This is a genomic window from Paenibacillus anseongensis (assembly GCF_009757995.1).
In the GTDB taxonomy this organism is placed as follows: Bacteria; Bacillota; Bacilli; order Paenibacillales; family NBRC-103111; genus Paenibacillus_E; species Paenibacillus_E chondroitinus.
The window spans coordinates 1-26,196 of the sequence record NZ_WSEM01000015.1; the positions used below are offsets into that span (position 1 = coordinate 1).

20 protein-coding genes and 2 pseudogenes are annotated in these 26,196 nt (G+C 47.6%); 16 read left to right on the forward strand and 6 right to left on the reverse strand.

Annotated features, from left to right (window positions below):
- Positions 1–1,123 precede the first annotated feature (1,123 nt).
- The 5 genes and pseudogenes from GON05_RS14810 to GON05_RS14825 all read left to right on the forward strand — a co-directional run.
- Positions 1,124–3,406, forward strand: a pseudogene (locus tag GON05_RS14810) (rhamnogalacturonan lyase); the annotation flags it as partial.
- 36 nt (positions 3,407–3,442) lie between these two features.
- Positions 3,443–4,252: pseudogene (locus tag GON05_RS40230) on the forward strand (cohesin domain-containing protein); the annotation flags it as partial.
- A gap of 94 nt (positions 4,253–4,346) precedes the next feature.
- Entirely contained in the window at positions 4,347–5,390 is a 1,044-nt protein-coding gene (locus tag GON05_RS14815; RefSeq protein WP_157319812.1) for an S-layer homology domain-containing protein, read from the forward strand.
- Between the two features lie 11 nt (positions 5,391–5,401).
- Positions 5,402–9,112 (forward strand): rhamnogalacturonan lyase family protein, encoded by a 3,711-nt coding sequence (locus GON05_RS39750; RefSeq protein ID WP_157319813.1) that lies wholly within the window; start codon positions 5,402–5,404, stop codon positions 9,110–9,112.
- Between the two features lie 125 nt (positions 9,113–9,237).
- Entirely contained in the window at positions 9,238–9,729 is a 492-nt protein-coding gene (locus tag GON05_RS14825) for a hypothetical protein (RefSeq protein WP_157319814.1), read from the forward strand.
- Between the two features lie 11 nt (positions 9,730–9,740).
- Here GON05_RS14825 and GON05_RS14830 read toward each other — a convergent pair whose 3' ends face one another.
- The 5 genes from GON05_RS14830 to GON05_RS14850 form a co-directional block, all read right to left on the reverse strand.
- On the reverse strand, positions 9,741–9,956 hold the full coding sequence (locus GON05_RS14830; protein ID WP_157319815.1) for a hypothetical protein: 216 nt from the start codon (positions 9,954–9,956) through the stop codon (positions 9,741–9,743).
- A 13-nt stretch (positions 9,957–9,969) separates the two neighbouring features.
- The gene (locus tag GON05_RS14835; RefSeq protein WP_157319816.1) at positions 9,970–11,181 is read right to left on the reverse strand and encodes a threonine synthase; all 1,212 of its coding nucleotides are present in this window, start codon (positions 11,179–11,181) and stop codon (positions 9,970–9,972) included.
- Positions 11,182–11,303: 122 nt separating this feature from the next.
- Positions 11,304–12,422 (reverse strand): Ger(x)C family spore germination protein, encoded by a 1,119-nt coding sequence (locus tag GON05_RS14840; protein ID WP_157319817.1) that lies wholly within the window; start codon positions 12,420–12,422, stop codon positions 11,304–11,306.
- Positions 12,415–13,503, reverse strand: a complete 1,089-nt coding sequence (locus GON05_RS14845; RefSeq protein WP_157319818.1) for a GerAB/ArcD/ProY family transporter — start codon at positions 13,501–13,503, stop codon at positions 12,415–12,417. The genes GON05_RS14840 and GON05_RS14845 overlap by 8 nt, the downstream gene beginning before the upstream one ends.
- 11 nt (positions 13,504–13,514) lie before the next feature.
- Positions 13,515–14,915 carry a spore germination protein gene (locus GON05_RS14850; protein WP_157319819.1) on the reverse strand — a complete coding sequence of 467 codons (1,401 nt, stop codon included), beginning with the start codon at positions 14,913–14,915 and terminating at the stop codon, positions 13,515–13,517.
- A 169-nt stretch (positions 14,916–15,084) separates the two neighbouring features.
- Between GON05_RS14850 and GON05_RS14855 the strand changes: the two genes are divergently transcribed.
- Positions 15,085–15,993: a DMT family transporter gene (locus tag GON05_RS14855; protein ID WP_157319820.1), complete on the forward strand. Its 909-nt coding sequence runs from the start codon at positions 15,085–15,087 to the stop codon at positions 15,991–15,993.
- Between the two features lie 83 nt (positions 15,994–16,076).
- On the opposite strand, the gene GON05_RS14860 is transcribed toward GON05_RS14855, so the two are convergent.
- Entirely contained in the window at positions 16,077–16,445 is a 369-nt protein-coding gene (locus GON05_RS14860; RefSeq protein WP_157319821.1) for a hypothetical protein, read from the reverse strand.
- A gap of 241 nt (positions 16,446–16,686) precedes the next feature.
- On the opposite strand from GON05_RS14860, the gene GON05_RS14865 reads away from it, so the two are divergent.
- The 10 genes from GON05_RS14865 to GON05_RS14910 all read left to right on the forward strand — a co-directional run bounded on the left by GON05_RS14865 (position 16,687) and on the right by GON05_RS14910 (position 25,972).
- Positions 16,687–17,331 (forward strand): chromate transporter, encoded by a 645-nt coding sequence (locus GON05_RS14865; protein ID WP_127449484.1) that lies wholly within the window; start codon positions 16,687–16,689, stop codon positions 17,329–17,331.
- 16 nt (positions 17,332–17,347) lie between these two features.
- Positions 17,348–17,890, forward strand: coding sequence for a chromate transporter (locus GON05_RS14870; RefSeq protein ID WP_127449486.1), 543 nt, complete (start codon positions 17,348–17,350; stop codon positions 17,888–17,890).
- Between the two features lie 236 nt (positions 17,891–18,126).
- Entirely contained in the window at positions 18,127–18,741 is a 615-nt protein-coding gene (locus GON05_RS14875) for a helix-turn-helix transcriptional regulator (protein WP_157319822.1), read from the forward strand.
- Between the two features lie 28 nt (positions 18,742–18,769).
- Positions 18,770–19,561 (forward strand): pyruvate, water dikinase regulatory protein, encoded by a 792-nt coding sequence (locus GON05_RS14880; RefSeq protein WP_157320040.1) that lies wholly within the window; start codon positions 18,770–18,772, stop codon positions 19,559–19,561.
- A 41-nt stretch (positions 19,562–19,602) separates the two neighbouring features.
- Positions 19,603–20,565: a class II fructose-bisphosphatase gene (gene glpX, locus GON05_RS14885; protein ID WP_157319823.1), complete on the forward strand. Its 963-nt coding sequence runs from the start codon at positions 19,603–19,605 to the stop codon at positions 20,563–20,565.
- Between the two features lie 134 nt (positions 20,566–20,699).
- A complete protein-coding gene (locus GON05_RS14890; RefSeq protein WP_157319824.1) occupies positions 20,700–21,383 on the forward strand; it encodes a hypothetical protein in 684 nt (227 codons plus the stop codon).
- 540 nt (positions 21,384–21,923) lie between these two features.
- Complete coding sequence (locus GON05_RS14895) at positions 21,924–23,006, forward strand: Gfo/Idh/MocA family protein (protein WP_157319825.1); 1,083 nt, start codon at positions 21,924–21,926, stop codon at positions 23,004–23,006.
- Between the two features lie 37 nt (positions 23,007–23,043).
- Positions 23,044–24,129, forward strand: coding sequence for a Gfo/Idh/MocA family protein (locus GON05_RS14900; RefSeq protein WP_157319826.1), 1,086 nt, complete (start codon positions 23,044–23,046; stop codon positions 24,127–24,129).
- A 115-nt stretch (positions 24,130–24,244) separates the two neighbouring features.
- The gene (locus tag GON05_RS14905) at positions 24,245–25,027 is read left to right on the forward strand and encodes an SDR family NAD(P)-dependent oxidoreductase (RefSeq protein WP_157319828.1); all 783 of its coding nucleotides are present in this window, start codon (positions 24,245–24,247) and stop codon (positions 25,025–25,027) included.
- Positions 25,028–25,063: 36 nt separating this feature from the next.
- Entirely contained in the window at positions 25,064–25,972 is a 909-nt protein-coding gene (locus GON05_RS14910; RefSeq protein ID WP_157319829.1) for an LLM class flavin-dependent oxidoreductase, read from the forward strand.
- The last annotated feature ends 224 nt before the right edge of the window (positions 25,973–26,196 follow it).

The window sequence follows — 26,196 nt, forward strand, 5'->3', positions numbered from 1 at the left end:
AAAAAGGAACTCCGTGCTAGGAGTTGCGGGTTTCGTTCATATCAGCGCCCTGTAGTTCCCCAAACAAGTGGAACATGCCTCTTTACAGGGGAATAGAGCCCTGTAGTTCCCCCTGACAATGCCCGTCAGGTCTCAGCCAGCTACTTTCCCGATCCCACACTATTCCATCAACCTATTCACAACACAGCCAACTTCCACCTCACCTGCCAATAACAAATTTAAATGAATATAGCGAGAATTTCGCTATGGCTTCACTTGAGGGAACTGGAGTCCCTTATTCAGAGGAAAACGAGCTTTTTCCTCGTTGAGCGGAACTGTGGGGTCTTATTTTGCTGCCACGGCATGTTTATCGCGAGAAAGAGACAATATAGCGCCCTGTAGTTCCCATAACAGGTGGAACATGCCTCTTTTCAGGGGAATAGTGGCCTGCAGTTCCCCTAAAGCAACGCCGAAGAACAATCTCTCGTTTCTCGGATGTTCGCTCCCTCTTCGACCGACTATCACTTACATCTCGAGCACCCATCGCTCGTTGACTCGCTTTTCGAGCACTCATCGCTCGAGCAAGCGCTCGTTGACTCGCTTCTCGAGCACCCATCGCTCGAGCAAGCGCCCATTGACTCACATCTCGAGTCCCCATCACTCGAACAAGCCCCCGCTCATTCGAGCTCTCACAATGGCCCATTCCCTCCGTTTCAGGAATATAACTGTTTCTTGAACAAAAATAACGGTTTTTTATTTGGTAAATAAAAAATACACAATGTATCATTTGAGAGGTAGTGAGAAACATGGACGAAGCAACATGAAGTGACTTAGTTAAGACGAAAGGAGGCTGCGAATAACCAATAAGAGCCACTTTGAGCAGTATATGTAGGGGATAAGTTGAAGCCGCTTTTAAGAAGATTTGGCGGAAAAATGCAAGATTATGAATGTTTATTCCGATATAATCTTTAATTATGGCATGTATTGACTTTCCCTCACTAGCCAGTCAAAAAACTGATTCTTAAGCCTCAACCCGCTCTCATGATTCGACAAACGTCGATAAAAAGAAACGATTTGTATCGAATACATATCATTTTCTGACAAAATACGCGACATATCTCCGATTAGGAAGGTGACGAAAAGCATGGCGAACAAGAAACTCAGCCTAGCAAAGAAAGCGCTTACTATAACAGCCGGCTGCATGGTGTTGTTCAGCAGTATGGTCGGAACAGCAGCAGCCAATGAACAATCAGGAAATCAGGGGACGACGTCGGGCGTTCAATTGGAATATTTGGATCGTGGATTGACAGCGGTTGTCAAAGGCAATGGCGTGTTTCTCAGTTGGAGGCTGCTTGGCAATGAGGTTACGGGCTACTCCAGCACGGGATTAACGGGGACAAACTTTAATTTGTATAAAGACGGCGTGAAGATTGCTACGATCGACGACAGTACGAACTATTTTGACAGCACAGGAACGGCTTCATCACACTATTACGTAGCTGCGGTCGCTAACGGAAATGAAGTGGATAAAAGCGCAACGGTTACGCCATGGGGCAGTGGTTTCTATGATTTGCCTTTGAAAAAGCCGGCGGATGGCGTTACACCAAAAGGTGAATCATACACCTACAAAGCGAATGACATGAGCGTTGGTGACGTTGACGGCGATGGTCAATATGAATATTTCGTCAAATGGGACCCGTCGAACTCCAAAGACGTCTCGCAAAAAGGTTATACAGGCAACGTATATGTAGATTGCTATAAATTTGACGGGACGTTATTGTACCGAATTGATCTTGGGGTCAATATTCGGGCGGGGGCACACTATACGCAATTCATGGTTTATGATTTCGATGGCGACGGCAAATCAGAGATGATGTTCAAAACAGCACCGGGTACAAAGGTCAGTAAATACGATGCTCAAGGTAATGTGACATCCACGAAGTACATCACGATGCCGGGCGAAGATCTTGCCAAAGGCTACGCCAATACGGACGATTATCGATTGAGCGCCGAAGGTTACTACGATCATGTGGTGAACATGTTCATGAATTGGGATAAGCACCCAGAGGTGCTTAACGGTTCTTGGCCTAAAACGTTGGAAGAATGCTTCGGTATCGCCAAAAAATATTCCTATCCGCTGTCTGAAGGGGATGCGAAGCTTTTAGCGGATTATTTTATTGACGTGTATGCCCCAAGTCGAAGCACAAATAACAAATTGCGGGAATTTGAAGGCTTTGTTGTAGACGGTCCTGAGTATTTGTCGGTGTTTGAAGGCGCGACAGGCAAGGAACTGGAAACCATCCACTACAAGCCGGGGCGTGAAGATGACGGACTCATGTGGGGGGATTACGCGCTTGCTAGAATTGAGCCAGCCAATCGTGTGGACCGATTCTTAGCAGGGGTATCGTATCTGGATGGCCAAAATCCTTATGCAATCATTGCCAGAGGGTACTATACGAGAAGTACCATCGTGTCGTACCGCTGGAATGGTAAACATTTGGAAGAGTATTGGTTCGTAGACAGCGGATGGGTAAAAATGACGAATCCGTTCAATGACACTCCTCACGGCAGAGAGGGATCTAATCCTGCTTATGCAACATTGACGACGCAGGGTGCTCACTCCTTGACAAGCGCTGATGTGGATGGCGATGGCAAGCAAGAAATTGTATACGGCTCCTCAACGATTGACCATGATGGCAAACTGTTGTACAGCTCCGGCGATACGATTGCTTCGGGGCCGAATGCTGGAAACTACGCATTGCTAGGCCATGGAGATGCTCTGCACGTTACAGACATTAACCCGGATCGTCCTGGTTTGGAGATCTTCATGGTTCACGAAGGCGCGACAAGCGTACCTTACGGTTACTCCTTCCGTGACGCGAAAACGGGTGAGACGATCTATGGTGCCTACACGGGGAAAGACACAGGCCGTGGTATGATCGGTGACGTCGATGCGAGCAAAAGAGGTATCGAAACGTGGGCCACTGCCCTGCGCATGGCCGATGGCACAACATTAGGAACATCCATGCCAGGCACAAACATGAGCATCAAATGGGCGGGCAACATGACGACGCAAATTGTGAATGGCGCGGAAGGTTCAACGCCGACGATTGACGTTTGGGGTGGGGCCAGAGCGCTGACGGCTACCGGCACGACGACCAATAACTCCACGAAAGGGAATCCATCCCTTGTTGCCGATATTTTTGGCGACTGGAGAGAGGAATTGCTCGTCCGTAAGTCGGATAGCTCCGCTATTCGAATTTATATGAGCACGGATGTAACGAATCACAAAATTTACACATTAATGCATGATCCGCAATATCGAGCTGAAATCGCTAGACAGAACACAGCGTACAATCAACCGGCATATACGAGCTTTTATTTTGCCTCTGACACGGATTGGTCCAAGGTGCCGATTCCGAACTTGAAGCCTTTTGCATCCGGGGCATCTTTAAGTGGTCCTGACGCCGTCGCTCCCGGGCAATCTTTCAATGTTACATACGGATTGAATCACGTTTCCTCGGAGGTAGTGGCTGAGGATATCATGATTGACGTGGATACGAACAAGTTGGATTTGAATAACACGCCTCCTGTTTCGCTCGACGAAAACACATTCAAGATTGTTGATTACAAACAAACACCAGGCAAGCTTCGCATTCTTGGCGTTCACTTCGGCGACAAACAAACGCGTCCGAACGGCCCGTTGTTCACCATCAGTTTGACGGCCAAATCCTCCGTGCAATCCGGAGTAGGAACTGCTGCCGTCTCAGCGTTAACTGTTGCAAACGGTGAAGGCATAGAGCAGCAGTTGCAGGGTAGTTCGTACGCCGTGCAAATTGGCTCTGGAGACAAAACGCAGTTGAATGCTCTCATTGCTGAAGCACAAGGTGTAATCAGCAGCGCAGTTGAAGGCGGCCATGTTGGCGAGTATCCTTCCGGCTCCAAAGCGATTCTGCAAGCAGCTATTGATAAAGCGATTCTGGCTGCGAATGATCCGACGATTTCTCAAGAGCTTATTAATCAAGCGATTGCTGAGCTTTCCGCCAAACTTCAAACTTTCCGTCAATCTGTGGTTACAAAAGTGGTTGGTGACTATACGAATGATGGCAAAGCAAGTATCGGCGATTTGGCGCTTATGGTTAAAGCGTATGGTAAATCGGTCGACAGTCCAGATTGGAACGATTGGAAACAATTTGACCTCAACAACGATAAAATGATTGATATCGAAGATCTTTCAGCACTTGCTCAGTTGATCATTAACGAAGACTTTTAAGCGGGATTTTCCTTAATTAGCGGGTGGGAAGGCAGGGAATGCTGCTGCTTTCCTCCCCGCACCCATTCACATCACGGAGAGGACGGAGGCTACGTTGAAAAAGAAAGGGCTTTTATTCGCATTATGTTTATTTCTGTGCATCTCATTCAGTTCCGCACAAGCCATGGCGGCTGAGTCGCCTAGCTACTCCTTATCCCTAACCAGCAATCAAACCCAAGTCGGGAGTCAGGTGCGAGTTGTTGTCAAAGGCACCCATGTGACAGACCTTTTTGGCTACGAAATTCGATTATCCTATGACACGACCCATTTACGTTTTATAAAAGGAACGAGCCCGATGAACGGATTTTCCGTTCCGGCAATCGTGAAAGAAGGGCAAGTTGTTTTCGCCCATACCAAAGTTGGAAAATTACCGGGGGATTCAGGGGATGTGGAGCTAGCTTCCTTTACGTTTGAGAATTTGTTGGAAGGACCAGCGGAGATCAAGCTTGTACAGGTCAAAGAAGTGACGAGCGCAATGCAAGCAGCAACGGTAACTTCCGACTCCAAGCTTGCGATGGACATTACGCCTAAGTTGGGAATGGTTATTACTTTTAGTGATATGGCCAATCATTGGGCACAAAAAGCCGTCGAGCGAGCGGCATCGCTCGGTATTGTAAACGGTTACGATGATGGAACATTCCAACCGGACGGCAAAGTAACGCGAGCGGAGTTCACAGCTATGCTGGTACGCGCGATTTCGCTTACTAGTAAGGATGCACAAAATATGCAATTCTCCGATATCGACGATATTCCGCAATGGGCCAAAGCTTATATTTTTGAAGCGGCATCCGCTGGCGTGGTAACGGGTTACGAAGATCACTCCTTTGGTGCAGATCGGCTCATTTCGCGCGCGGAGATGGCGGTTATGGTCGCACGGGCAATCGGTCTGGAGATAAACTCCGATGAGGCGGTTTCCTTTGCCGATGAGGATCAGATTCCGGCTTGGGCGCTGCAGGAAATCAAAGCTTCACGTAAAGCTGGGTTGATTCAAGGCAGAGACAACAACTTTTTTGTTCCAGATGATCAGGCGACACGAGCTGAAGCGGCCGTATTAATTCTCGCAGCTTACGATAACTTCCAATCGGCAAATGAAAGGTAGATGAACGCGAAATGAAAATGAGAAAACTTCCGCTTTTTTTAAGCGCAACGATGGCGTTCGCCATATTTTCAGGCTCAGCAGTACTTCCTAAGACAGTTTCTGCTGCTCAGCAAGCCTACCTCTTTGATTTTGGAACAGCGACAAGTCCTGTAGCTCCCGGTTATACACGAGTTTCTGAATCTACGTTGTATAGCAGTTCTACCGGATTTGGTCTAAGCAAAACCATAGCGAGTAGAGATCGTGGAGCTGGTTTCAGCGATATTTTAAGAGATTTTGTCATTGATAAAAGCTTCTCATTTAAAGTGGATATGGAAAATGGGGATTATTTCGTCAAAGTTACCGCAGGTGATGGAACGGCAAGCAATAAGACGGCCGTAACGATTGAGGGGATCAATCGGGGTTCCACAAATACGGCCAGCGGCAGCTTTCAGGATGTCACGGCTGTTGTCACTGTTGCGGACGGACAGATGAACGTGGATATTGGCGGCAATGACGGCCGTGTCAACGTCATCGAAATTACGCCGGCTGTGGTTATGAGCGGTGTCAAGGTTGACAGAGTGAACGTATCTCCATCACCAAGCGTACAGCTTAGTTGGAATGCTGCACAAGGTGTGAGCGAATACAGCATTTACAGGAAAGGTGAAGGACAAGCCGATTATACCAAGATTGGAACAACGAGCGCAGCAGCGTATGCAGACACTTCAGTTGAACTTGGTTTAACTTATACGTATGCGGTAACAAACACAGTCGGTGGTTATGAATCACCGAAAAGTGATCCGCTGACGGTAACCGTTGCAGATGGAACGGGCCAAAAACCAGCGGTTCCCGGCCATTTTCAAATCACGAGTGCCACAGAAAGCTCCGTTAGTTTAGACTGGGATACCGTTTCTGGAGCTGTTTACTACTATGTTTACAGATCGGCAAGCGAGACGGGAGTTTACAGTAAAATTGCCGGAACGTCGGATTCATCCTATGTTGATCAATCCGTGACAACGAATATTCCTTACTTTTACAAAATTGCTGCCGTAAATTCGGCGGGGTTATCCGATCTCACAGCCTCTGTTGTATCACCGATCAAAAAAGTGTTCCAACGTCAAATGGAACGTCTGGAACGAGGCACCACGGCGATTAAAGTGAGCAATGGCGTGTATGTCGGCTGGAGATTGCTGGGCACAGAGCCAAGCAGCATTTCATTCAATTTGTATCGGGACGGCCAGAAGATCAACAGCTCCCCGATCACCTCAAGCACAAACTTCCTTGATACGGAAGGTACGCTGCAGTCAACATATACAGTTCGTGCCATCGTGAGCGGAATTGAGCAAACAGCTTCGGGCAGCGCATCTGTCATGGAAACGAATCATTTGGATATTCCTTTGAATAAACCAACAGGGGGCACTACCCCAGATGGGGTCGCCTATACATATAGCGCGAACGATGTTAGTGTGGGTGATTTGGATGGCGATGGTCAATACGAATATGTGGTGAAATGGGATCCTTCCAATTCCAAGGACAATTCGCAGTCCGGTTACACAGGAAACGTCTTTGTGGATGCCTATGAACTTGACGGCACCCAATTATGGCGTATTGATTTGGGTAAAAATATCCGGGCTGGAGCTCATTACACACAGTTCATGGTGTATGATCTGGATGGGGACGGCAAAGCGGAAGTCGCCATGAAAACGGCGGACGGAACCATCGATGGAGCTGGAACCGTGCTTGGGAACGGGGCGGCGGATTATCGCAATTCATCGGGTTACATTTTAACCGGTCCTGAATATTTAAGCATTTTTGAAGGTACCACAGGTAAAACGCTTAATACGACTTCTTACGAACCTCCAAGAGGAACGGTGGGGAACTGGGGAGATACGTACGGTAACCGTGTCGATCGTTTTCTGGCAGCAATTGCTTATCTGGATGGCGAGCACCCAAGTCTGATTATGGCACGTGGCTACTACACGAGAACAGTTCTTGTCGCGTACAACTGGAAAGACGGACAGTTAACGAAAGTGTGGACGTTTGATTCAAACACGCCCAGAAATGGCAGCTATGCAGGTCAAGGAAATCATAACTTAAGCGTTGCGGATGTTGACGGGGACGGCAAAGATGAAATTGTGTATGGTGCAATGGCGGTTGACGACGATGGTACAGGACTTTATACAACGGGCTTGGGACATGGAGATGCCATGCATTTAAGCGACTTGGACCCGGATCGCCCTGGTTATGAGGTTTTTCAGGTGCATGAGGAAAAGCCGAGCCGTGCAGGCTTGGAATTCCGCGATGCGAAAACAGGCGAGCTCATCTGGGGGAAACCTACGACCTATGATGTAGGCCGTGGTGTATCCGCCGATATCGATCCTCGGTACAAAGGCGCTGAATCTTGGGCCATTGATGCGGGAGGCTGGAACAGTACCTCCGGGGGTATGTACGATGTGAAGGGCAATGAGATTTCCACGCATATTCCACCTGCGAACTTCGCGATTTGGTGGGATGGAGATCTCCAGCGTGAGCTGCTCGACCATACCTACAATGATACGACGCTGACCGGTGTAGGTAATATTTTGAAATGGGATTATGAGAATTCGCAAGTGAAGACGCTGCTTTCAGCAGTGGGTACGTTCTCCAACAATGGAACAAAAGGAAACCCCGGCCTGCAAGCCGATCTATTCGGTGACTGGCGTGAAGAAGCCATGTGGCGGCTTGAAGACAGCAGTGCGCTGCGCATCTATATGACAACGGATGTAACAGATTACCGCTTTTATACGTTAATGCATGATCCTGTATACCGATTAGGTGTGGCTCGTGAAAATACCGGTTATAACCAGCCGCCTCATGTGAGTTATTACCTCGGTGGAGGGATGACACAGCCGCCAATGCCGAATATTACAGTGCCAGTTGGTGAGCCGCAAGAGCCGGGCATTATGTTAGGTGGGGGAAGCACATTAAAACCTGGGGAGACGCTCACGCTGACATACGGTCTGAGCGGTATTACGGAGCCCATCATCGCACAAAATGTGAGCTTTACGTATAATCCGGATTACTTCGAATATGTATCAACCAAAGAATTGCAAGATGGTGTGAGTGTTGTAGGCAACGTGTACAGTACACCTGGCAAGGTGCGAGTTATCTTGGTTAGTTTGGGAACTGACTACGGCGTGACGGGCAATAGCGAACTGATCTCGCTACAGCTCAGAGCCAAGTCGGTTGGCAGTACGGTTGTCACCAACGTTTACAGCTCGGCTGAGGTGGCGAATGCAGCAGGGGTGGAAACCACTTTCCAAGGCGTAGAGAAACCGATTACGATTCGTTATGCCGACTTGTCCGCGTTGAATACACTTATTAGCACGGCTGAGACGACATACGCACAGGCGGTAGAAGGAATTGGTCAAGGGGAATATCCAGCAGGATCGAAAGCTGATCTTCTGGCTGCCATTACGAAGGCCAAAGCCGTTCAAGCGAATCCGAATGTTACACAGGCTGAAATTATGCAAGCCGTTGCTGAACTGAATGCCGCGCTTACAGCGTTCCAAGCTTCCGTGCACACAAGTCATGGATACGATGTGAATAACTCCGGTCAAGTGAGCATCGGCGACTTAGCCTTTATTGCCGCTCATTATGGATTAAGAAACACTGATCCTAACTGGGATAGCAAAGCGGACGTCCATGTGGACGGCATCATTGATATTCTGGATTTAAGTGAAGTGGCCAGCTACATTTTAAAATAGCTAAAAGAAAGGCCTGGTGGGGATCTATGATCTTCCTGCCAGGCTTTTTTATGCGTATCAGAGCGGGTCTAGGAAGATAGGTATCCGAATAAGATAATAAGAGATAATTCGAAGAGGTGATGAAGGTGGGAACTCGTCTATTATCGGAGCAGTTGGTGAAAAAGCGTTTTCCGCATTTGAGATATGTACGAATTCATACGCCGGAAAAGCATAAAGCGACGATCTATGCCTGGAACGAAGATTTGTACTTATCGGAAAAGGATGCGGAGAGCCTGCAACGTTATGCAAGCGCTTACTTGTATCCTTATGTTAGTTATCAAGTGAAAGCCTATAACTTGGTGCAAACGGATAAAGTCCCGCTGCCGCAGGACATTCCGGAAGCTGTTGTTCAAACGGCGAAACGCAGGAATTTAAACCAATATGGCATTATTGAGGCCATTAATCGGCTATTTCCCTGCGGTCATTTAACGTTTGTCCACTATGATGCCGCGGAGAGCTTGATTTATTTTCATTTTCATGCCGACCGACATCTTCAGAATCGTGAGAAGGAAGCAATGTACAAGTATTTAAATGAAATTATTCCATTGGGATCTTATTGCGAAGTGACTTTTTATTAAAAGCTTCATTGTTAATCTTCTTTAATGCGAAATTCGCTTTCTTCCCGCAGATACGATATTTCACCGATCTGTACCTCGAAAGGCGTGTATTTTCTAATTTTGCCAACAGCGAGAAAAACCGGGATATCATCCGCCGTGCATTGGATCACGGCGACATTCGCTTGTGAGAGTGCCGCCGCAAATAATTGCATGTCCGTAATCAGTGTTTTGTTCAATTCGTTGTTCACCCCTGGCCCGTCCTTATCTCGTGATCCGTTCCTCCGGCTGCAAGACAGGCACCTGGACGTTTACGGTATCCGGATATTTAATGCCAGCCCCCGTGTTAAGCGCAATAACGCACTCATCTTCGGCGATCCAGCCGGTTTGTTTCAGCTTTCTTGCGGCTGCGAACGTAGCTGCTCCCTCTGGGCACACGAATGCTCCCTCAAGCTCAGCGATTCGCTGCTGTTCTTTCAGCAGCTCCTCGTCATGAATGGAAATTGCGCATCCTCCCGTCGCATAGATGGCCTCCAAGACTAAGAAATCGCCAAGCGCTTTTGGAACGTTAATGCCGAAGGCGACGGTCTTGGATTCCTGCCAAAATTCCGAAGCTTTCGCTTGATTTTCCCAAGCTTTGACGATTGGCGCACAACCCTCTGCTTGTACAGAGACAAGCCGCGGCAATTTCCCTTGCACCCAACCTAAGGTTTGCAGTTCCTGAAGCGCTTTATAAATCCCGATTAATCCAACGCCTCCGCCAGTTGGGTACAAAATAACATCAGGAAGCTTCCAGCCCAGCTGCTCAGCGATTTCAAGTCCCATCGTCTTTTTGCCTTCGATGCGGTAAGGTTCTTTGAGCGTAGAGGCATCGTAGAGGCTGTATGATTTGACGAGATCGGCGACAATTCGCCCGGCATCGCTGATGAGACCATTAACCAGATACAGATTGGATCCGGAAATGGCGCATTCATTACGGGTAATGAGTGGAGCATCGACGGGCATGATGATCGTTGACTTCATCTTCGCTCTGGCAGCATACAAGGCCCACGCTGCGCCTGCATTGCCATTGGTCGGCATGGCAAGCTCCGTCACGCCCAGCTCCTTCGCTTTGGAGATGCCAACAGCTGCGCCTCTGGCTTTGAAAGAGCCGGTAGGCAGTAAGCCTTCGTCTTTCATGAGCAGACCGGGGATCTGCATATCTGCGCCGATGCTGCGCATGGGAAGCAGCGGGGTGAAGCCTTCGCCGAGTGTAACGACATGCTCCGGCTGAATGACGGGCAGCAGCTCGCGATAGCGCCAAAGGCTTGGTTCACGGTCGCGAAGCATGGCAGGAGTCAAGGATTTGGAAATACCCTCCATGTCGTAGGCGACTAAAAGCGGTGAACCACAGCTGCACAGCTGATGTTTGTCCTCGGCTGTATATTGCGTGTCACATTTCGGGCAAAAAAGATGAGATACAAAACTATGCTTCATGGCTCAAGTCTCCTAAGTAAACAAATGTGAAAGTTTAGAAAATTTCAAAACCAACCCAAGGACAATTACTTAGCCATCGTAATGGAAATGAAAGCCGGATGTCAACGGAGCCTGAAAAGTTGTTATAAGATCATCCCAAAGTCACGAATCGAAGCATCTACTTCCACGCGAATCTCAGCACTCGGATATCGAGCGTTCCAATCGAACTTTTCCCACTCCTCGTAGCTCATACTGTTTCGAACGTAAGTGCCAAATCCCAAGTTATCCCCACCGGTACGCTGTACTTGGTCGACAATTGCTTGCAGTTGCTCGCGTATGGCGACAGACAAGCTTTGATTGAGAGCTGTTTGCTCTGCTGCTTCTTTAAATGTGGCTGTGCCTGTATACTCCAAAATAATTCCGCTAAGTTGAATATGGATAACAATCTGAGGACTGCTACCGGCATCATGCTTCAACACGGACACTTTTCTTTTTGAAATGATGGAGTTAATCATAGCCCCTTCTTTTTGCCCGGAAGATTGATCCATAAATTTGATGTCAAATTCTGCATCTTTCAGATTCTGGTGCAGTATTGCAAACATCGCCGCTTTGTCTTGATTGAGTTTACCAATGTAACGATCTTTTTTGAATAGTGCAACGCCTTCAATTTCTACATGATCATTTTTTAACATGATCATAGGCGCAATTGGATCTATACCGTCGTCGAAATAATCGCGAGCGAAGCTGTAAAGTGTGGTATTGGGCACTTCATGAATGTCGGATTGTTGCGTCAGAAGCTGGTCAATATAATTTCCAACTGATTGGATTTGAGTATGGGAATGGGTCAACATGTCGACGGCACTACCGTTTACTACAACTATATTTAGCTGCTCACCTACCGAATAATCACGGCGATAAGAGTCTAATGCCCTCCATATGCCTTGTTTAGCTAACTCTTTCCCGAAGATCATACTTCTCAATTGACCTGAAACAATGACTTTGTCAATTTGGCGGTTGAAATTACTCCGCGCTTCTTTGGGGGAATCGGCTTTTGTTTGCAAGATATCTAATTGTGTATTATTCATTTTTCCTGTCTTTGGGACTGATATCGCAATCGATAATTGCGTATTGGATGGCTTTCCATTTTCTTCATACGCAGGGTCAAAAGCAACGATATCCGACATACCTAATTTCTCAATCCGCTGCTGCTGGGCACAACCTGTGAGACTGATTAGCATGATAACAATCAACCATTTATGCATAATTTTGCCCCCGGCGTTTGTTAATGAGCAGGATAATCATTAATAGGATAGGGAGAGCGAAAGCGACCCCAACTTCGGCAATACTAAATCTGTATAACCAGGGTTCTGTTTTTTCAAGCGTTGAAGGTATGGCAAAGAAGACAATTGCTGCGAAAAAAACTAAGAACACATAGGGGACAGAACGGAACTTTGCTGCTGGCAGGACCCATTTAATCGTTTCAGAGGCTGCCCAAGCAAACATGACGTTCGAAATGAGAACACGCAAAATGGTGATATTGAACACGAGATCGTCCACTCGTTTCACAAAAGGAAGCTCCACATAGGAAAGTAAATTGAGCACGGGAAATTTCAAATGTTGAAGTTGATGCAAGCTGAAGAAACCAAAGGCAACAAAGCAAACTAAAGCATAGAAGAAGGTTGTGCTGAGATTGGCGATTTGAAAAGCACGCATTAAATGTGATTTTTCATCCACATAGGGAAACAGAAGCAGGCACAGCTCGTAGCCGAGAAAGGCTGAATAAATCTGAAACCATCCCTTTACTGTATGATCTACGCCTTTAAACCAAAAGGAAGTCATGCGTGACAATTCAAAGTCATTCTGAGCATAAACCAATAATAAAGTATTCCAAATTAGAATGAAAAAAGTGATAGCGGCCGTATTGGAAATCGTGAATATTCCTTTTGACAGTAACATGAAAACAAGAAACTCAAGCATCACGTACAAGTAGATGGGGTGGAGAGACCGGAAGGATAAGGACGTAATAATGAGAATGAAATCTTTACCCACCAGACTGCCTAGAACAGCCCATAATGCGGCTAGAATGATAAATAAAGGAATCACAATGAACTTCGGAAGAACAGATCTTGTGAGATCGAAGATGGATTTCCCTTTGCCGAATCGATAAACCAACGAAATCAGGAAGAGATTAACCGCAGCGACAGCCGAACAGATGAATAGAGCAGCCCACCCATTTGTCCCGATATGTTCAGCAAGCAGACGGGGCAGACTGAATACAACGACACCGGTTTGAATGTAATTGGCCAAAATAGTGGTCTGAAAAAAAGGGAGCTTTGCCCGCATGAGTGTCTCCTTCATTTGTCTGGGTGATGGGAGGGCTTTTTTAATTTAGCCACAAGATGAATCGGTGCTCGAATAACCAAGTCTAGCCAACGACTAGGTTGTGAAGGTGCAAAAGGTGCCATATATGACAAGCCGAACATGTGTAAACTGGAAAGTTGAACGACTAACCAGCCGAGTCCGAAAGCCAAACCGAAATTTCCAAAGAGACCTGCCAATAAAATAATGCCAAATCGCATTAAGCGAATGGAAGCGCTCATGATATAACTGGGAATAGCGAAGGAGGCAATGGCCGAAATAGCAACGGAGATTATGAGAATATTGCTTGTTACACCAGCTTGAACGGCTGCTTGACCGATGACGATACCGCCGACGGTGCCGATGGTGGTCCCAATTTTGGTAGGCAAGCGTGCTCCTGCTTCACGAAGAAGTTCTATGGTCATTTCCATAAAAATCGCTTCTATCAGGGGCGAAAAAGGTACTCTGCTGCGGGATTCCATTAAGTTTAATAGCAGAGATGGCGGAATCATTTCATAGTGATAAGTGACAAGTGATACATAGAATGCGGTGAAGCTGAGGGTAATGAATAAGGCAATAAGCCGTAGAATACGAACAGCGGAGGCGACCGCCCAAGGTTGATAATAATCGTCAGGGGACATGAAAAATTCAACAAAAGAAGTTGGTGTGCTGAAGGCAGCTTGACTGCCATCGAGCAGTCCGACAATTTTGCCGCTGGCTAATTTATTAATAATGAGATCAGGGCGCACACTCGTTAAAATTTGCGGTGCAACTGAGTACTTGCTAGGGCTTAAATATTGTACAAGAATATTCGTTTCATTGATGACAGGAATATCGAGCTTTTTTATCATTTCGCTTAACTGCTGCACGTGAGACGAATCTGCAACACCTTCTAAATATAGGAGATTTAACGATGTGCCTGTTTTGCTTCCAATTGTGAAGGAAAGCACTTTGAGTGACGGATCCTTGATGCGTCTGCGAATTAAAGACAGATTTGTGCTGAGTGATTCGGTGAAAGAGTCCATTGGACCACTGATAACACTTTCCGTCTCTGAACTTTCTATCGACCGCGATTCAGGCGCATATGCTTCATACAAATAGGCTTTATGATTGTAAAAAATAGCGATACTGCCGTTCAGAATATCATGAACGATTTCGTTCGCTTGAAGTTTCTGTTTGAAGGAAGACTTGCTAAGGATCGCAACCATCGTGACTTCAGGTTGATTGAGCAGATTTAAGATATCATTTCTTAGAGATTCTGAACGGACAAGATAATTGAAATAAACCAAATCGACCTGATGAAGCGGGAAATGTTGATTCGTCAAGTCAGAACAGTCGCTGAGTATTTGCAAGGTTTGCTCTAGCAGGCTGATCTCCATTATCTCTTCGCTGCTCATCCGTGTAGATCTCCTTTAGTCATTTCACAATATTTCCATACGTTAGTATGTATCTTCCGCCAATTAGTTATTCGATATTATGGGGGACATCGTCCCTAGGTGTGCGTCATATGTTATCATGTATAAGGGCATGACCCGATGATGGATTTACAAAGGAGTTTGATCCCGCATGATACGACAATCCCCCTACATACTTTTAGTGCTCGCCACTTGCATATGGGGAGGCAACTTTGTGGCCGGTAAAGCGCTCGTCGAGCATATCCCGCCCATAACGTTAGCAGCATTGCGCTGGGGCATTGCTTTTCTGCTGCTTCTACCGTTCTATGGCAAGCAAACTTGGCGGCTTAGGACGGAATTCCTCCGGAATTGGAAAATGCTCTTGTTCTTGTCTGCAACGGGCGTTGCCGGATTTAACACATTGACTTATGTCGCGGTTCAATATACGGGTTCCATTAACGCTTCACTCATGAACTCGGCGACACCGATACTTGTGGTGATCCTGACATGGTTGGTTATGCGAGAAAAATTAGCCTGGACGGCGTTGCCGGGGATTCTTATCTCTATGGCCGGCGTGAGTTGGATCATTAGCCGTGGGAGTCTGTCAGCGCTGCTTCACCTGTCTTTTAATAAAGGTGATTTGCTGATGTTAACAGCAGTTCTGTGTTGGGCCTTATATTCCGTTGGTATGAAAAAGGTAGCTGGGAGATTTCCCTCCAGCCCCTTGCTGCTGGCGCAGGTTGTCGTCGCTTTGATCTTGCTAATTCCGCTTTCATTAACCGAAGTGGCGGTAAAATCCCCGCAAATTGCTTGGAATTCAGCGCTTATCTCAGGACTCATTTATATCGGATTATTCGCTTCAATCATAGCTTTCCTAAGCTGGAATCGAGCCATCGAAATCCTGGGGCCCCAGCGCTGCGCGGGTTTTCTGAACTTTATCCCGATGTTCAGCGCGATCTTTGCAACGGCTTTTACCGGCGAATCACTGAGAGTGTATCATCTCTTGGGAGCGATACTTATCGTGGCCGGGGTTTATATCACGAATTATGCGATGAAAAAGCGGCAGACGAATGCTGCATAAAAAAGAGCTCGCCGATGTTGATGTCGGCAAGCTCTTTTTTTTATTGGTGCAAATGATCCCTATGGAATAAGGGAACTCTTTGCTTACTCATCTAATTCCTCCAGATGCCCATGGTTCCGGCGAATGATTTCAGCGGCACCTGAATAATCGGCATACGCGACTTTGGCTGTGAGCACATAATGAAGTGCAGTGGCGTCCCGGTCGCTCGCATAATCGGAAGAGTTGGCAGCTGCAGTCGGCAGTGTACCAACCATCGCATAACTGTTGTTCATGTTGGCTTCGTTTACCAAACCACCACCATCCAGGATGGGAAGCAGCAGCCGTCCGCTGCCATTATATCCGCCCTCCAGGGATCCAACCTCGAGCATTTCCGGATTGTACTTCATCAGCAATACTTTTGCATCCTCCGCTTGATTTTCCGTGTGAAAATACGCTTGAATGATTCGGCTCATGATTCATCCTTCCTTTCAATTGGATTAGGTGTTCTTATGTTAGGCTTACCCCAATTATTCTGAAAGCTGACCTTTATACCAAAATAAATTAAACTTACATTTTTAATCGGGATGATCGGGATTGAAATAAACGTCCGTCCTGCATTATAAGGGGGATTTAGAGAGCGGATTAGTAAAAATGATTGGACATTCTACTCTCTTTAGTTCAAAATAGAATTAAGTGCAGGGGAGGTCAACCAACATGCCAACAAACAACTTTCGTAAATTAATAAGCATCTTCTGGACATTTCTGCGGATCAGCCCACTTACATTTGGCGGCGGTTATGCTATGCTGCCTGCTATTCACCGAGAAGTGGTTGAGACGAACGGGTGGATGTCAGATGATGAGATGACAGAACTTCTTGCCATTTCCGGAGCAGCTCCGGGCGGCGTAGGCGTGAACGTTTCAGCCTTAGTCGGCTATCATTTGGCAGGAATTCGAGGAGCCGTAGCAGCCGTCATCGGCATTACGCTTCCTACGTTTATCATTGTAATGCTCCTCAGTATGGTTTACGCAATTCTCCAAAGTTATCCGAAAATGCAAGCTATCATGGAGGGGATTCATGCTGCAATTGTCGGACTGATCGCAGCAGCTGCCTACAAAATGGCGAAGTCATCGATTATCGATAAAATGACACTTTTTACAGCCATAGCGACCGTACTCGTCCTGCTTTTCATCCCGATATCACCGATCTTAGTGATTGGTTCCGGCTTTGTGGTCGGAATTGCTGTCGTTTTCTTGAAGCAAAAATGGGGAATGAAAGATCCATTCGCAAGCAAAGAAACGAAATCGCAAGCGCCAATGACCAACCGGGCCGCAGATTATTTCATTGCTGACGGTATTTGAGGGAAGGTGAAAAAGCGTGCTATTCAGTTTATTTCTTACTTTTTTTAAGATTGGGTTTATCTCCTTCGGCGGTGGATACGCGATGATGCCGGTCATCCAGCACGAGGTGAGCAAGAACAATTGGCTTTCAGATGAAGCTTTTAACCAAGTGGTGTCTTTGGCGGGGTCAGGCCCAGGACCGATTGCGACGAATTGTGCCACACTAATTGGATTTCAGACGGCTGGCGTGATGGGCGCTATTGCGGCGACGCTAGGCATGGTACTTCCGTCTCTTTTATTGATTATTTTATTAGCGGCTTTCTTGTATAAATGGCATCATAATAAGTGGTTCAAATCTTCTTTCTATGGCTTGAAACCTGTTGTCACCGGTTTGATTATTTTTGCGGCGATACACTTCGGCATGGCAGGTTGGGGTGAAGCGAAACTGCCGGTTACCTGGCAGCAGATCGCTACGATTTTAATCTCCATCGGTGCTTTCATGGGAATTGTCAAATATAAGCTGCATCCATTTATTATTATTGTAGGCGCGGGCATTATGGGTATCGTCTTTTTCCAATAGCTGTATAGAAAAGCTCTCTTTTATTCCTCCGGGAAGTAGAAAGGGGGCTTTTTTATATGATGAAAAGTGAACGGAACGTGTCCAAAAATGATAAGAAATTATTTTATGTGCTATAAAACAATGTTATTTTCCTTTTTTATGCTATATAATATACAATATATAATAAATAGAACACACTATATAGGTGGTTTTGAATTGTTTAGGAGGGAAACATCATCGAGCTGACATCCCGCCAGTTGGAAATTATTGATCTTGTGGGCAAGCATGCCCCGATTACGGGTGAACGCATCGCTGAGCTTTTAGGCATTAGCCGCCCGACGATTCGTTCGGATCTGGCTGTTTTGGTGATGCTTGGGCATATTGATGCCAAACCGAAAGTCGGCTATTTTCTTGGAAAAGCTGCGCTTGAAGTGAATTCACCATTTAAGCATATTGAGGCGATGAAGGTCAAAGAAGTCATGGGCATTCCCGTTGTGCTCAGGGAGACCGTTACGGTCAGCGATGCTGTCGTGACACTTTTTCTCGAAAACGTAGGAAGTTTAATGATTGTAAATCAACAGGGGGCTTTAGTAGGTATCGTCTCACGAAAGGATCTGCTGAAGGTGACATTAGGGCAGTCCGCCGCTAACACAATGCCTGTTTCGCTCGTCATGACCAGGCATCCGAACATTGTTACGGTACACCCGGAAGATAGCGTATTAGAAGCTGCCAGGAAAATGATTCATCATCAAGTCGACGGATTGCCCGTCGTTAAGCCGGCAGCGCCTGATCAGGAATTTGAAGAAGTAATTGGCCGAATTACGAAAACGACGATGACCAAACTGCTGCTTGAAGTAGCGCTGGGGATTTAAATCAGGAGGAGTGCAAGTGGGAGAAAAGATGCATACGATTTTCGTTTGTTCGGATTCTGTGGGGGAAACGGCGAATACCGTCGTACAAGCAACAATCCGCCAATTTAATGCAAGCCAAGTGCAGGTCAAACGCTTCGGATCCATCCGAACCGAAGATGAAGTGCGCTCCTTAGTGGAAGAAGCATCGAAAGTAAACGGTTTTATTGCCTACACCCTTGTTCTTCCCGAGCTTAGGGAGATGATGCGGCAGGAAGCGATTCGACTTAGCGTCAATGCGATTGACATTATGGGACCTATGATGCAGGCATTCATTGATACGTTCAAAGATTCGCCGAAGCGCAAAGTAGGCTTGCTCTACCAGATGGATGAGCAGTACTACCAGAGGGTTGAAGCGGTTGAGTTCACGGTAAATAGTGACGATGGCAAAGATCCCAGCGCGATGAGACACGCACATATTGTCCTGCTCGGGCCTTCCCGCACCTCCAAAACACCGCTTAGCATTTATTTGGCGCATAAAGGAAATAAGGTGGCCAATTACCCGCTTGTTCCCGAGGTAAAGCCGCCCGCCATTATATATGAATTAGATCCTAAGAAATTAATTGGTTTAACGATGAATCCTGATCATCTGGTACGCATTCGAACAGAACGCTTGAAAGCAGTAGGGCTTCCCTTTGGCGCCAAATATGCGACCGGGGAGCGAGTCAAAGAAGAGTTGGCTTTTGCGATGAAATTGTATCGGGATCTCGGCTGCCGCATCATCGATGTGAGTGAGAAGGCGATCGAAGAAACAGCAGGACTTATTTTAGCCGACAGAACGTAAACGCACATAACAATTCCAAAGTAGAAAGGGTGAATGGATGTATGCAAAGAGATTTGTCACTGGAAATTGTACGGGTTACAGAATATGCTGCTTTGGCGTCCGCTCGGTGGACTGGAAAAGGGAATAAACATAGCGCTGACGAAGCGGCAACATCTGCCATGCGTTCTATTTTTAGCTCCATTCCATTTCGGGGAACTGTTGTCATCGGAGAAGGTGAGATGGACGAAGCGCCCATGCTCTATATTGGCGAGCCAGTGGGCAGCGGTGTTGGTCCTGAATATGATGTGGCTGTAGATCCGCTGGAAGGTACGGATATCGTAGCAAGCGGCAGAAACAATGCGCTTTCCGTTGTGGCCATTGCGGAGAAAGGGAATCTGCTGCATGCTCCAGATATGTATATGGAAAAGCTCGCCGTCGGTCCCCGACTGGCCGGTCATCTCCGGTTAGAGGATCCACTCGATGTGACCGTACGCAAAGCTGCGGAGCTGCTGCAAAAGGATGTAACGGAGCTAACCGTCTCGATTTTGGATCGCAAACGGCATGCCGACAAAATCTTAGTTCTTCGTTCGCTAGGCGTTAAAATACATTTGCTCAGTGATGGCGATGTGGCGGGAGCGATGGCGACCGCTTTTCCCGAAACGGGCATCGACCTGCACGTGGGTTCAGGAGGCGCGCCGGAAGGCGTACTTGCCGCGGCCGCGCTGCGTTGTATGGGCGGCGAGTTCCAGGGGCGGCTTCTTCCGGAGGATGATGCGGAGGTCGCTCGCTGCTTGGCTATGGGGATCACGGATCCCTCCAAAGTGTTGAGCATGCGTGATCTCGTCGGAGAATCCGATATTTATTTTGCAGCGACAGGCGTTACCACCGGGGACTTCTTGAGCGGAGTGAAGTATCAATTCGGCGGCCGCGCCGAGACTCACTCGGTCGTCATGAGAGCTGAAACGCAAACCGTGCGTTTCATTCATTGCGTCCATCAGACGCAGGTGTATCTTGGGAGCGCCTAAGGCGTAAGGAAGACCATGTATGTCAACTTGGGTTGAGATGCATGGTCTTTTGTTATTCTTGCCATTAGTATTCATGGGCCAAGTCCACAGTCGCATATACTTTAGCTGAGAATGATGCGAAAAGAGGGATAACCATGAGCATGAACAATATTGATTTCCTTGCCGTCGTCCGGAGCTGCATACCTCAAGAAGCTGAGATCGTGCAGCTGCAGCAGCAGGGGAATCCCGCGGCAATCTTGTATGCGGACGTTGATGGTGACGGCACTCCCGAAATCACGGCTATGTATAGATTCTTAGACAACCAGTACCTGTTCTCGATCAAAGACTATTCCGGTAACTGGTTTCCTATTGCATCTGCAGCAACGGGAGGAGTCAGGGAAGTGACGGATTTTGCGGCAGCGCCTGTTTCACGCAGACAGGGCTGGGATATCCTTATCGGCTGGCGTCAGGAGGGCATAAGTTCAGGTTCAGGCTCTGAACTTGACATTATTCAGTGGACGTCAAGTGGCTTTCAGCGGATGATTCCGCCGGGGACGACGTATGACCATTTGGAGATTGAGGATATGCCGACCCGAGACGGGAAAGACGGCCTATGCGAGCTCGCGCTTTGGGTGAAAGAGCAGAATCAAGCGTACCAGGTGCAAACGTACCGCTGGGATCCATACCGGCTTGTTCCGACGCAGGATGTTCATCCTTATTATTTTCAGCGAGTCAGCCGCTACTACGAGGACTTAGTGCGCGATCATCCGGATGAACCGGCTTACCGGAGCCTTCTGGAGGATGCGAAGAAGAAGGTGGGCGGCGAAGGCAGCGCCTAAGCAGCAGGATGGTGGAAATGTCTGGATCGGGAGTAGAAGGCGATAGGCAAAGGAGTTTTTCTGTGATGGGGCTGCGACAACAGTAGAGATATCTACTGGGGCAGCTCTATTTGCGTTTTGTAGCGCAAGCGGGACTAAACAGGAGGTAAATAATACCGCCACCACCAATAATCCAACTAGTTAAAGTGCCACGAATCCCACCAATAGTACCTCGCCCGTCACCTCTCCCCATGCAACTACTGTTCTGTAACGGACCCAGCAGCCGTTATTTGGCCAAATTCGGCTGAATTTGAGGACTAATGGACTGAGGTGCCGTTATTTCGCTCTCAAAATGACGGCTTCAATCCTGATTTGGAAGGGGAATCCATTTGATGAATGCCCATCCATCGGCATCGGAAAGACAAGCCATTTCTTCGCGTAAATATGCGATGTCGCAATTTCTTATCTTTTTTGTCCTAATGTTAGACTAAAAATCCTATTATTCCTATGCTACATTTATGTAGGATGTCTTAATATTACATGTAGCGATGAGGTAATGAGATGAGCAAAACATTGAAAATCGGCATTATTGGCGGCGGCGGTATTGCTGGCGCGCATGTAAAGGCCTACCGGGAGTTGGCTGATGTAGAGATTGTAGCGGTTGCAGATGCTGTACCTGGCAAAGCGGCGCAATTTATTGATTTCTGGCAGCTTACATCGGCGCAAGCCTTTGACAATTACCGAAAGTTGCTGGAGTTAGACCTTGATGGAGTAAGTATTTGCACGCCAAATGTGGCTCACCACCGCACAACGGTAGATGCCTTGCTGGCAGGCAAAAACGTCATGTTGGAAAAGCCGATGTCCGTTACGTTGGATGAAGCGGTAGAAATGGCGCAAACAGCGAAAAAGACAGGCTTTATGCTCAATGTTGGCTTCCAACCAAGGTATGATCCGAACATGAAAACCATCCAAGATGTGGTTCAGTCCGGTCAATTGGGCAAAGTGTACTACGTGGAGACTGGCGGCGGACGTCGTAGAGGCATGCCTGGCGGCACATTTATCTCCAAAGAAATCGCAGGTGCCGGTGCAATGGCCGATATCGGCTGCTACTCGCTTGATATGGCGCTTAATGCGATGGGATATCCGAAACCGCTTACCGTATCCGCTTACAGTTCTAACTATTTTGGTACGAACCCCTTGTATCATAAAGAAGCAGCGCGCTTCGATGTAGAGGACTTCGGCGTTGCTATGATCCGATTCGAAAACGATCTCGTGCTGAATTTCAAAATCTCATGGGCGATGCACATGGACACATTAGGGCCGACTCTGTTCCTTGGAACCGATGGCGGACTTAAAGTGACGCCTGCCGGTAAAGGCCCATGGAGCGGTGTGTTTGATGGATCTGTTGGATCTATCACGTACTTCCATGATGTTCTTGGACACCATACCGAAAGTCAAATTCCGATCATCGATCATAATAAAAATTTGTTTAACGAAAAAGTTCGCGATTTTGTTGAAGCGGTTCGCGACGGCAAGCCTGCACCGATTCCTGGTGAGCAAATCGTCCGCAATCAAGCGATTATTGATGGTATTATTCGCTCCTCGCTTCTGAAACGTGAAGTCACCATTGAACTTCCTAATTAATTCACAATAAAATTCAACCTACTTTGGAGGTAATCTTATGTCACGTATTTTCCGTATTGGTATCATTGGTTGTGGTGGAATTGCAAACGGTAAGCATTTGCCAAGCTTGAGCAAGCTGAAAAATATTGAAATTGTCGCATTCTGTGATATCGTTAGCGAGCGCGCAGAGAAGGCGGCTGACAAATACGGCGCAGAGGGCGCTACCGTTTATGAAGATTACAAAGAATTACTAGCAGATGCTACGATTGATATCGTGCATGTTCTTACTCCGAATGACTCTCATGCGGAAATTGCTATTGCAGCTTTGGAAGCTGGCAAGCATGTAATGTGTGAGAAACCGATGGCGAAAACGGCAGCAGATGCGAAACGTATGGCTGAAACAGCGAAACGTACAGGCAAAAAGCTGACAATTGGTTATAACAACCGTTTCCGTGCGGACAGCCAGCATTTGAAACGCGTTTGTGAGCAAGGTGAGCTTGGGGAAATTTACTTCGCTAAAGCGCATGCGATTCGTCGACGTGCAGTTCCGACATGGGGCGTATTCCTCGATGAAGAAAAACAAGGCGGAGGCCCGTTAATCGATATCGGGACACATGCCTTGGATTTGACGCTTTGGATGATGGACAACTACAAACCGAAAGTTGTTCTCGGTACGTCCTACCACGAACTGTCTCAAAAAGAAAATGCCGCTAACGCATGGGGCCCGTGGGATCCAAGCAAGTTTACAGTGGAAGATTCCGCATTCGGGATGATCGTGATGGAAAACGGAGCGACTATTATGCTGGAATCCAGTTGGGCTCTGAACACGCTGGAAGTTGACGAGGCGAAGTGCTCGCTGAGCGGAACAGAAGGCGGCGCAGACATGAAAGGTGGACTTCGTATCAATGGCGAAAAACACAGCCGTTTGTATACAACGGAAGTTGATCTGAAAGCCGGCGGAGTTGCTTTTTATGATGGAGCCAAAGAAAGTGATGCGGATCTGGAAATGCGCACTTGGATCAAAGCGATTGAAACGGATGCAGAGCCTGTTGTGACTCCTGAGCAAGCCTATGTTGTATCACAAATTTTGGAAGCTATTTATGAGTCAGCACGCACTGGAAAAGCAGTTTACTTGAATAATTAGAAAGTAGAAGAGAGGGGCTCGCGCCACTCTCTTTTTTTTGCCAACATTTGAAAAAATGCTGCCAAAAAGAGTATGCTAGAACTACTCTGGTGTCTAGGAAAGGATGGATGTAAGGATGGATTTGGGCTTAAAGGGGAAAGTTGCCTTAATTACAGGCGGAAGCAAAGGAATTGGTTTGGCGACAGCGATCACGATGTCCCGCGAGGGGGCGAAGGTTGCTATTTGTGCTAGAAATGAGGAGCAGCTGCAAGAAGCTGCCAAACATATTGCCGACTTGACAGAAAGCCGTGTATTAACGATTCAAGCGGATGTTATGTCAGAAGAAGATTGCAAACGCGCTGTCGAGCTAACGGTTGAAGCTTTTGGCGGTATTGATATTTTGGTCAATAATGCCGGGACTTCCGCGGCGAAGCCTTTTGAACAAGTGGGAACGGAGGTTTGGCGGCAGGATTTGGAGCTGAAGTTGTTCGGAGCGATTCATTGCTCCCGTTATGCGATTCCCTATATGAAGCAAGTCGGTGGCGGCTCCATTGTGAATCTGACGACTTCTGCGGCCAAGACACCGCCGGCTTCCTCCCTGCCTACAAGTGTCAGCCGCGCAGCAGGACTAGCCTTGACTAACGCGATGAGCAAAGATCTTGCCGGGGATGGCATTCGCGTGAACACGGTTTGTATCGGGAAGATTCGCAGTGACCAGCTGGAAAAAGCTTGGAAGCGCGAGGCGCCTGAGCTCACTTGGGATGAGTATGCACGTGATGCAAGGCACGCCATCCCGCTAGGTCGCATCGGACAAGCAGAGGAAGCGGCGAACGTGATCGCTTTTCTATCCTCTCAAGCTGCATCTTATGTAACGGGGACTTCGGTCAATATTGATGGAGGCAAAGGCGAGGCTTTGTAAACTCGCATCGGTTCTGGTTATGGAGGACACATCGGAATGAAGCTTAGTGTGTTAGATCTTGTTCCCGTCATAGCCCCGGCAGACGCCGGCACAGCTTATGAGCAAGCTGTCATGCTCGCCAGGCAAGCCGAAAAATGGGGCTACTCGCGCTACTGGGTCGCTGAACACCACGACATGCCGGCGTTGGCTTGTACGGCGCCTGAGGTTTTCTTGGCGCATATCGGCGCGAGGACGGAACGCATTCGCATCGGTTCAGGCGCGTTGCTGCTGCCCCATTATAAGCCGATGAAAGTGGCAGAAAGCTTTCATATGCTTGCTGCCCTCTACCCGGGCAGAATAGATCTTGGCATCGGGCGAGCGCCCGGTGGTTCTGCCAATGCCGCTATTGCACTAAGTGGCAACTTCCTGGAAAACGTTCGGCAGCTGCCGGAAACGTTGAAGTCGTTAATGGCCTTGCTGGAAGGCCGGTTTGAGTGCGAAGGCCAACCGGTAACGGCAAGGCCGATGCCACCTACTGCGCCGGAAGTGTGGATGCTCGGCACCAACATCAAAAGCGCAGCATTAGCGGCTGAACATGGAACTGGCTACGTATTCGGCCAATTTATGAGCGACAGCGATGCTGTTGAAGTTGTGCATGGCTACCGGGAGAACTTTGTGCCATCCGCACAAGGGCAAGTCCCCCGCGTCATCATCGCGGTAGGTGTGGTCTGCGCCGATTCGGAGGAGGAGGCGCTGACATTAGCAGCTGGTATGCCTTGGCTGCAAGGTGCAGAGTCCCAGCAGCCCCAGCGCAGAATGCTCATCGGCACAGTAGCTAGCGTGCATGAGCAGTTGGAGCGGATCGCACGCGATTGTGAGGTCGATGAATTTCTTCTGGTCACGCCGATTGCAGATTATGAACGGCGATTGCGTTCCTATGAGTTAATAAGCTCAATCATTTCTTAACAGCAAAAAGGCTGCATCTCTAGTAGATCATCTACTGGAGAGCAGCCTTTATTCGTAGATAAGAAAGTATAAGTTTTATACTTTTGCTTCGCATCTACCCTGACAAACGCGTTCGTCCTAAAAGGACGACGAAGTCGTTTATCCTTGCTTATTTGCGAACCCTATAAGTCATGTTACGCGCGGCGTTTTTTACGTAAATACCAGACTAACATGGAAATGGCGTC

What these genes read in the sequence shown, in the direction of transcription:
- GON05_RS14855 (WP_157319820.1), top strand. Translation starts at nt 15,085, where the DNA reads ATGATACGACAATCCCCCTACATACTTTTAGTGCTCGCCACTTGCATA.
- GON05_RS14845 (WP_157319818.1), bottom strand. Translation starts at nt 13,503, where the DNA reads ATGCGGGCAAAGCTCCCTTTTTTTCAGACCACTATTTTGGCCAATTAC.
- GON05_RS14840 (WP_157319817.1), bottom strand. Translation starts at nt 12,422, where the DNA reads ATGCATAAATGGTTGATTGTTATCATGCTAATCAGTCTCACAGGTTGT.
- GON05_RS14880 (WP_157320040.1), top strand. Translation starts at nt 18,770, where the DNA reads ATGCATACGATTTTCGTTTGTTCGGATTCTGTGGGGGAAACGGCGAAT.
- GON05_RS14835 (WP_157319816.1), bottom strand. Translation starts at nt 11,181, where the DNA reads ATGAAGCATAGTTTTGTATCTCATCTTTTTTGCCCGAAATGTGACACG.
- GON05_RS39750 (WP_157319813.1), top strand. Translation starts at nt 5,402, where the DNA reads ATGAAAATGAGAAAACTTCCGCTTTTTTTAAGCGCAACGATGGCGTTC.
- GON05_RS14865 (WP_127449484.1), top strand. Translation starts at nt 16,687, where the DNA reads ATGCCAACAAACAACTTTCGTAAATTAATAAGCATCTTCTGGACATTT.
- GON05_RS14890 (WP_157319824.1), top strand. Translation starts at nt 20,700, where the DNA reads ATGAGCATGAACAATATTGATTTCCTTGCCGTCGTCCGGAGCTGCATA.
- GON05_RS14900 (WP_157319826.1), top strand. Translation starts at nt 23,044, where the DNA reads ATGTCACGTATTTTCCGTATTGGTATCATTGGTTGTGGTGGAATTGCA.
- GON05_RS14850 (WP_157319819.1), bottom strand. Translation starts at nt 14,915, where the DNA reads ATGAGCAGCGAAGAGATAATGGAGATCAGCCTGCTAGAGCAAACCTTG.
- GON05_RS14895 (WP_157319825.1), top strand. Translation starts at nt 21,924, where the DNA reads ATGAGCAAAACATTGAAAATCGGCATTATTGGCGGCGGCGGTATTGCT.
- GON05_RS14910 (WP_157319829.1), top strand. Translation starts at nt 25,064, where the DNA reads ATGAAGCTTAGTGTGTTAGATCTTGTTCCCGTCATAGCCCCGGCAGAC.
- GON05_RS14860 (WP_157319821.1), bottom strand. Translation starts at nt 16,445, where the DNA reads ATGAGCCGAATCATTCAAGCGTATTTTCACACGGAAAATCAAGCGGAG.
- glpX (WP_157319823.1), top strand. Translation starts at nt 19,603, where the DNA reads ATGCAAAGAGATTTGTCACTGGAAATTGTACGGGTTACAGAATATGCT.
- GON05_RS14905 (WP_157319828.1), top strand. Translation starts at nt 24,245, where the DNA reads ATGGATTTGGGCTTAAAGGGGAAAGTTGCCTTAATTACAGGCGGAAGC.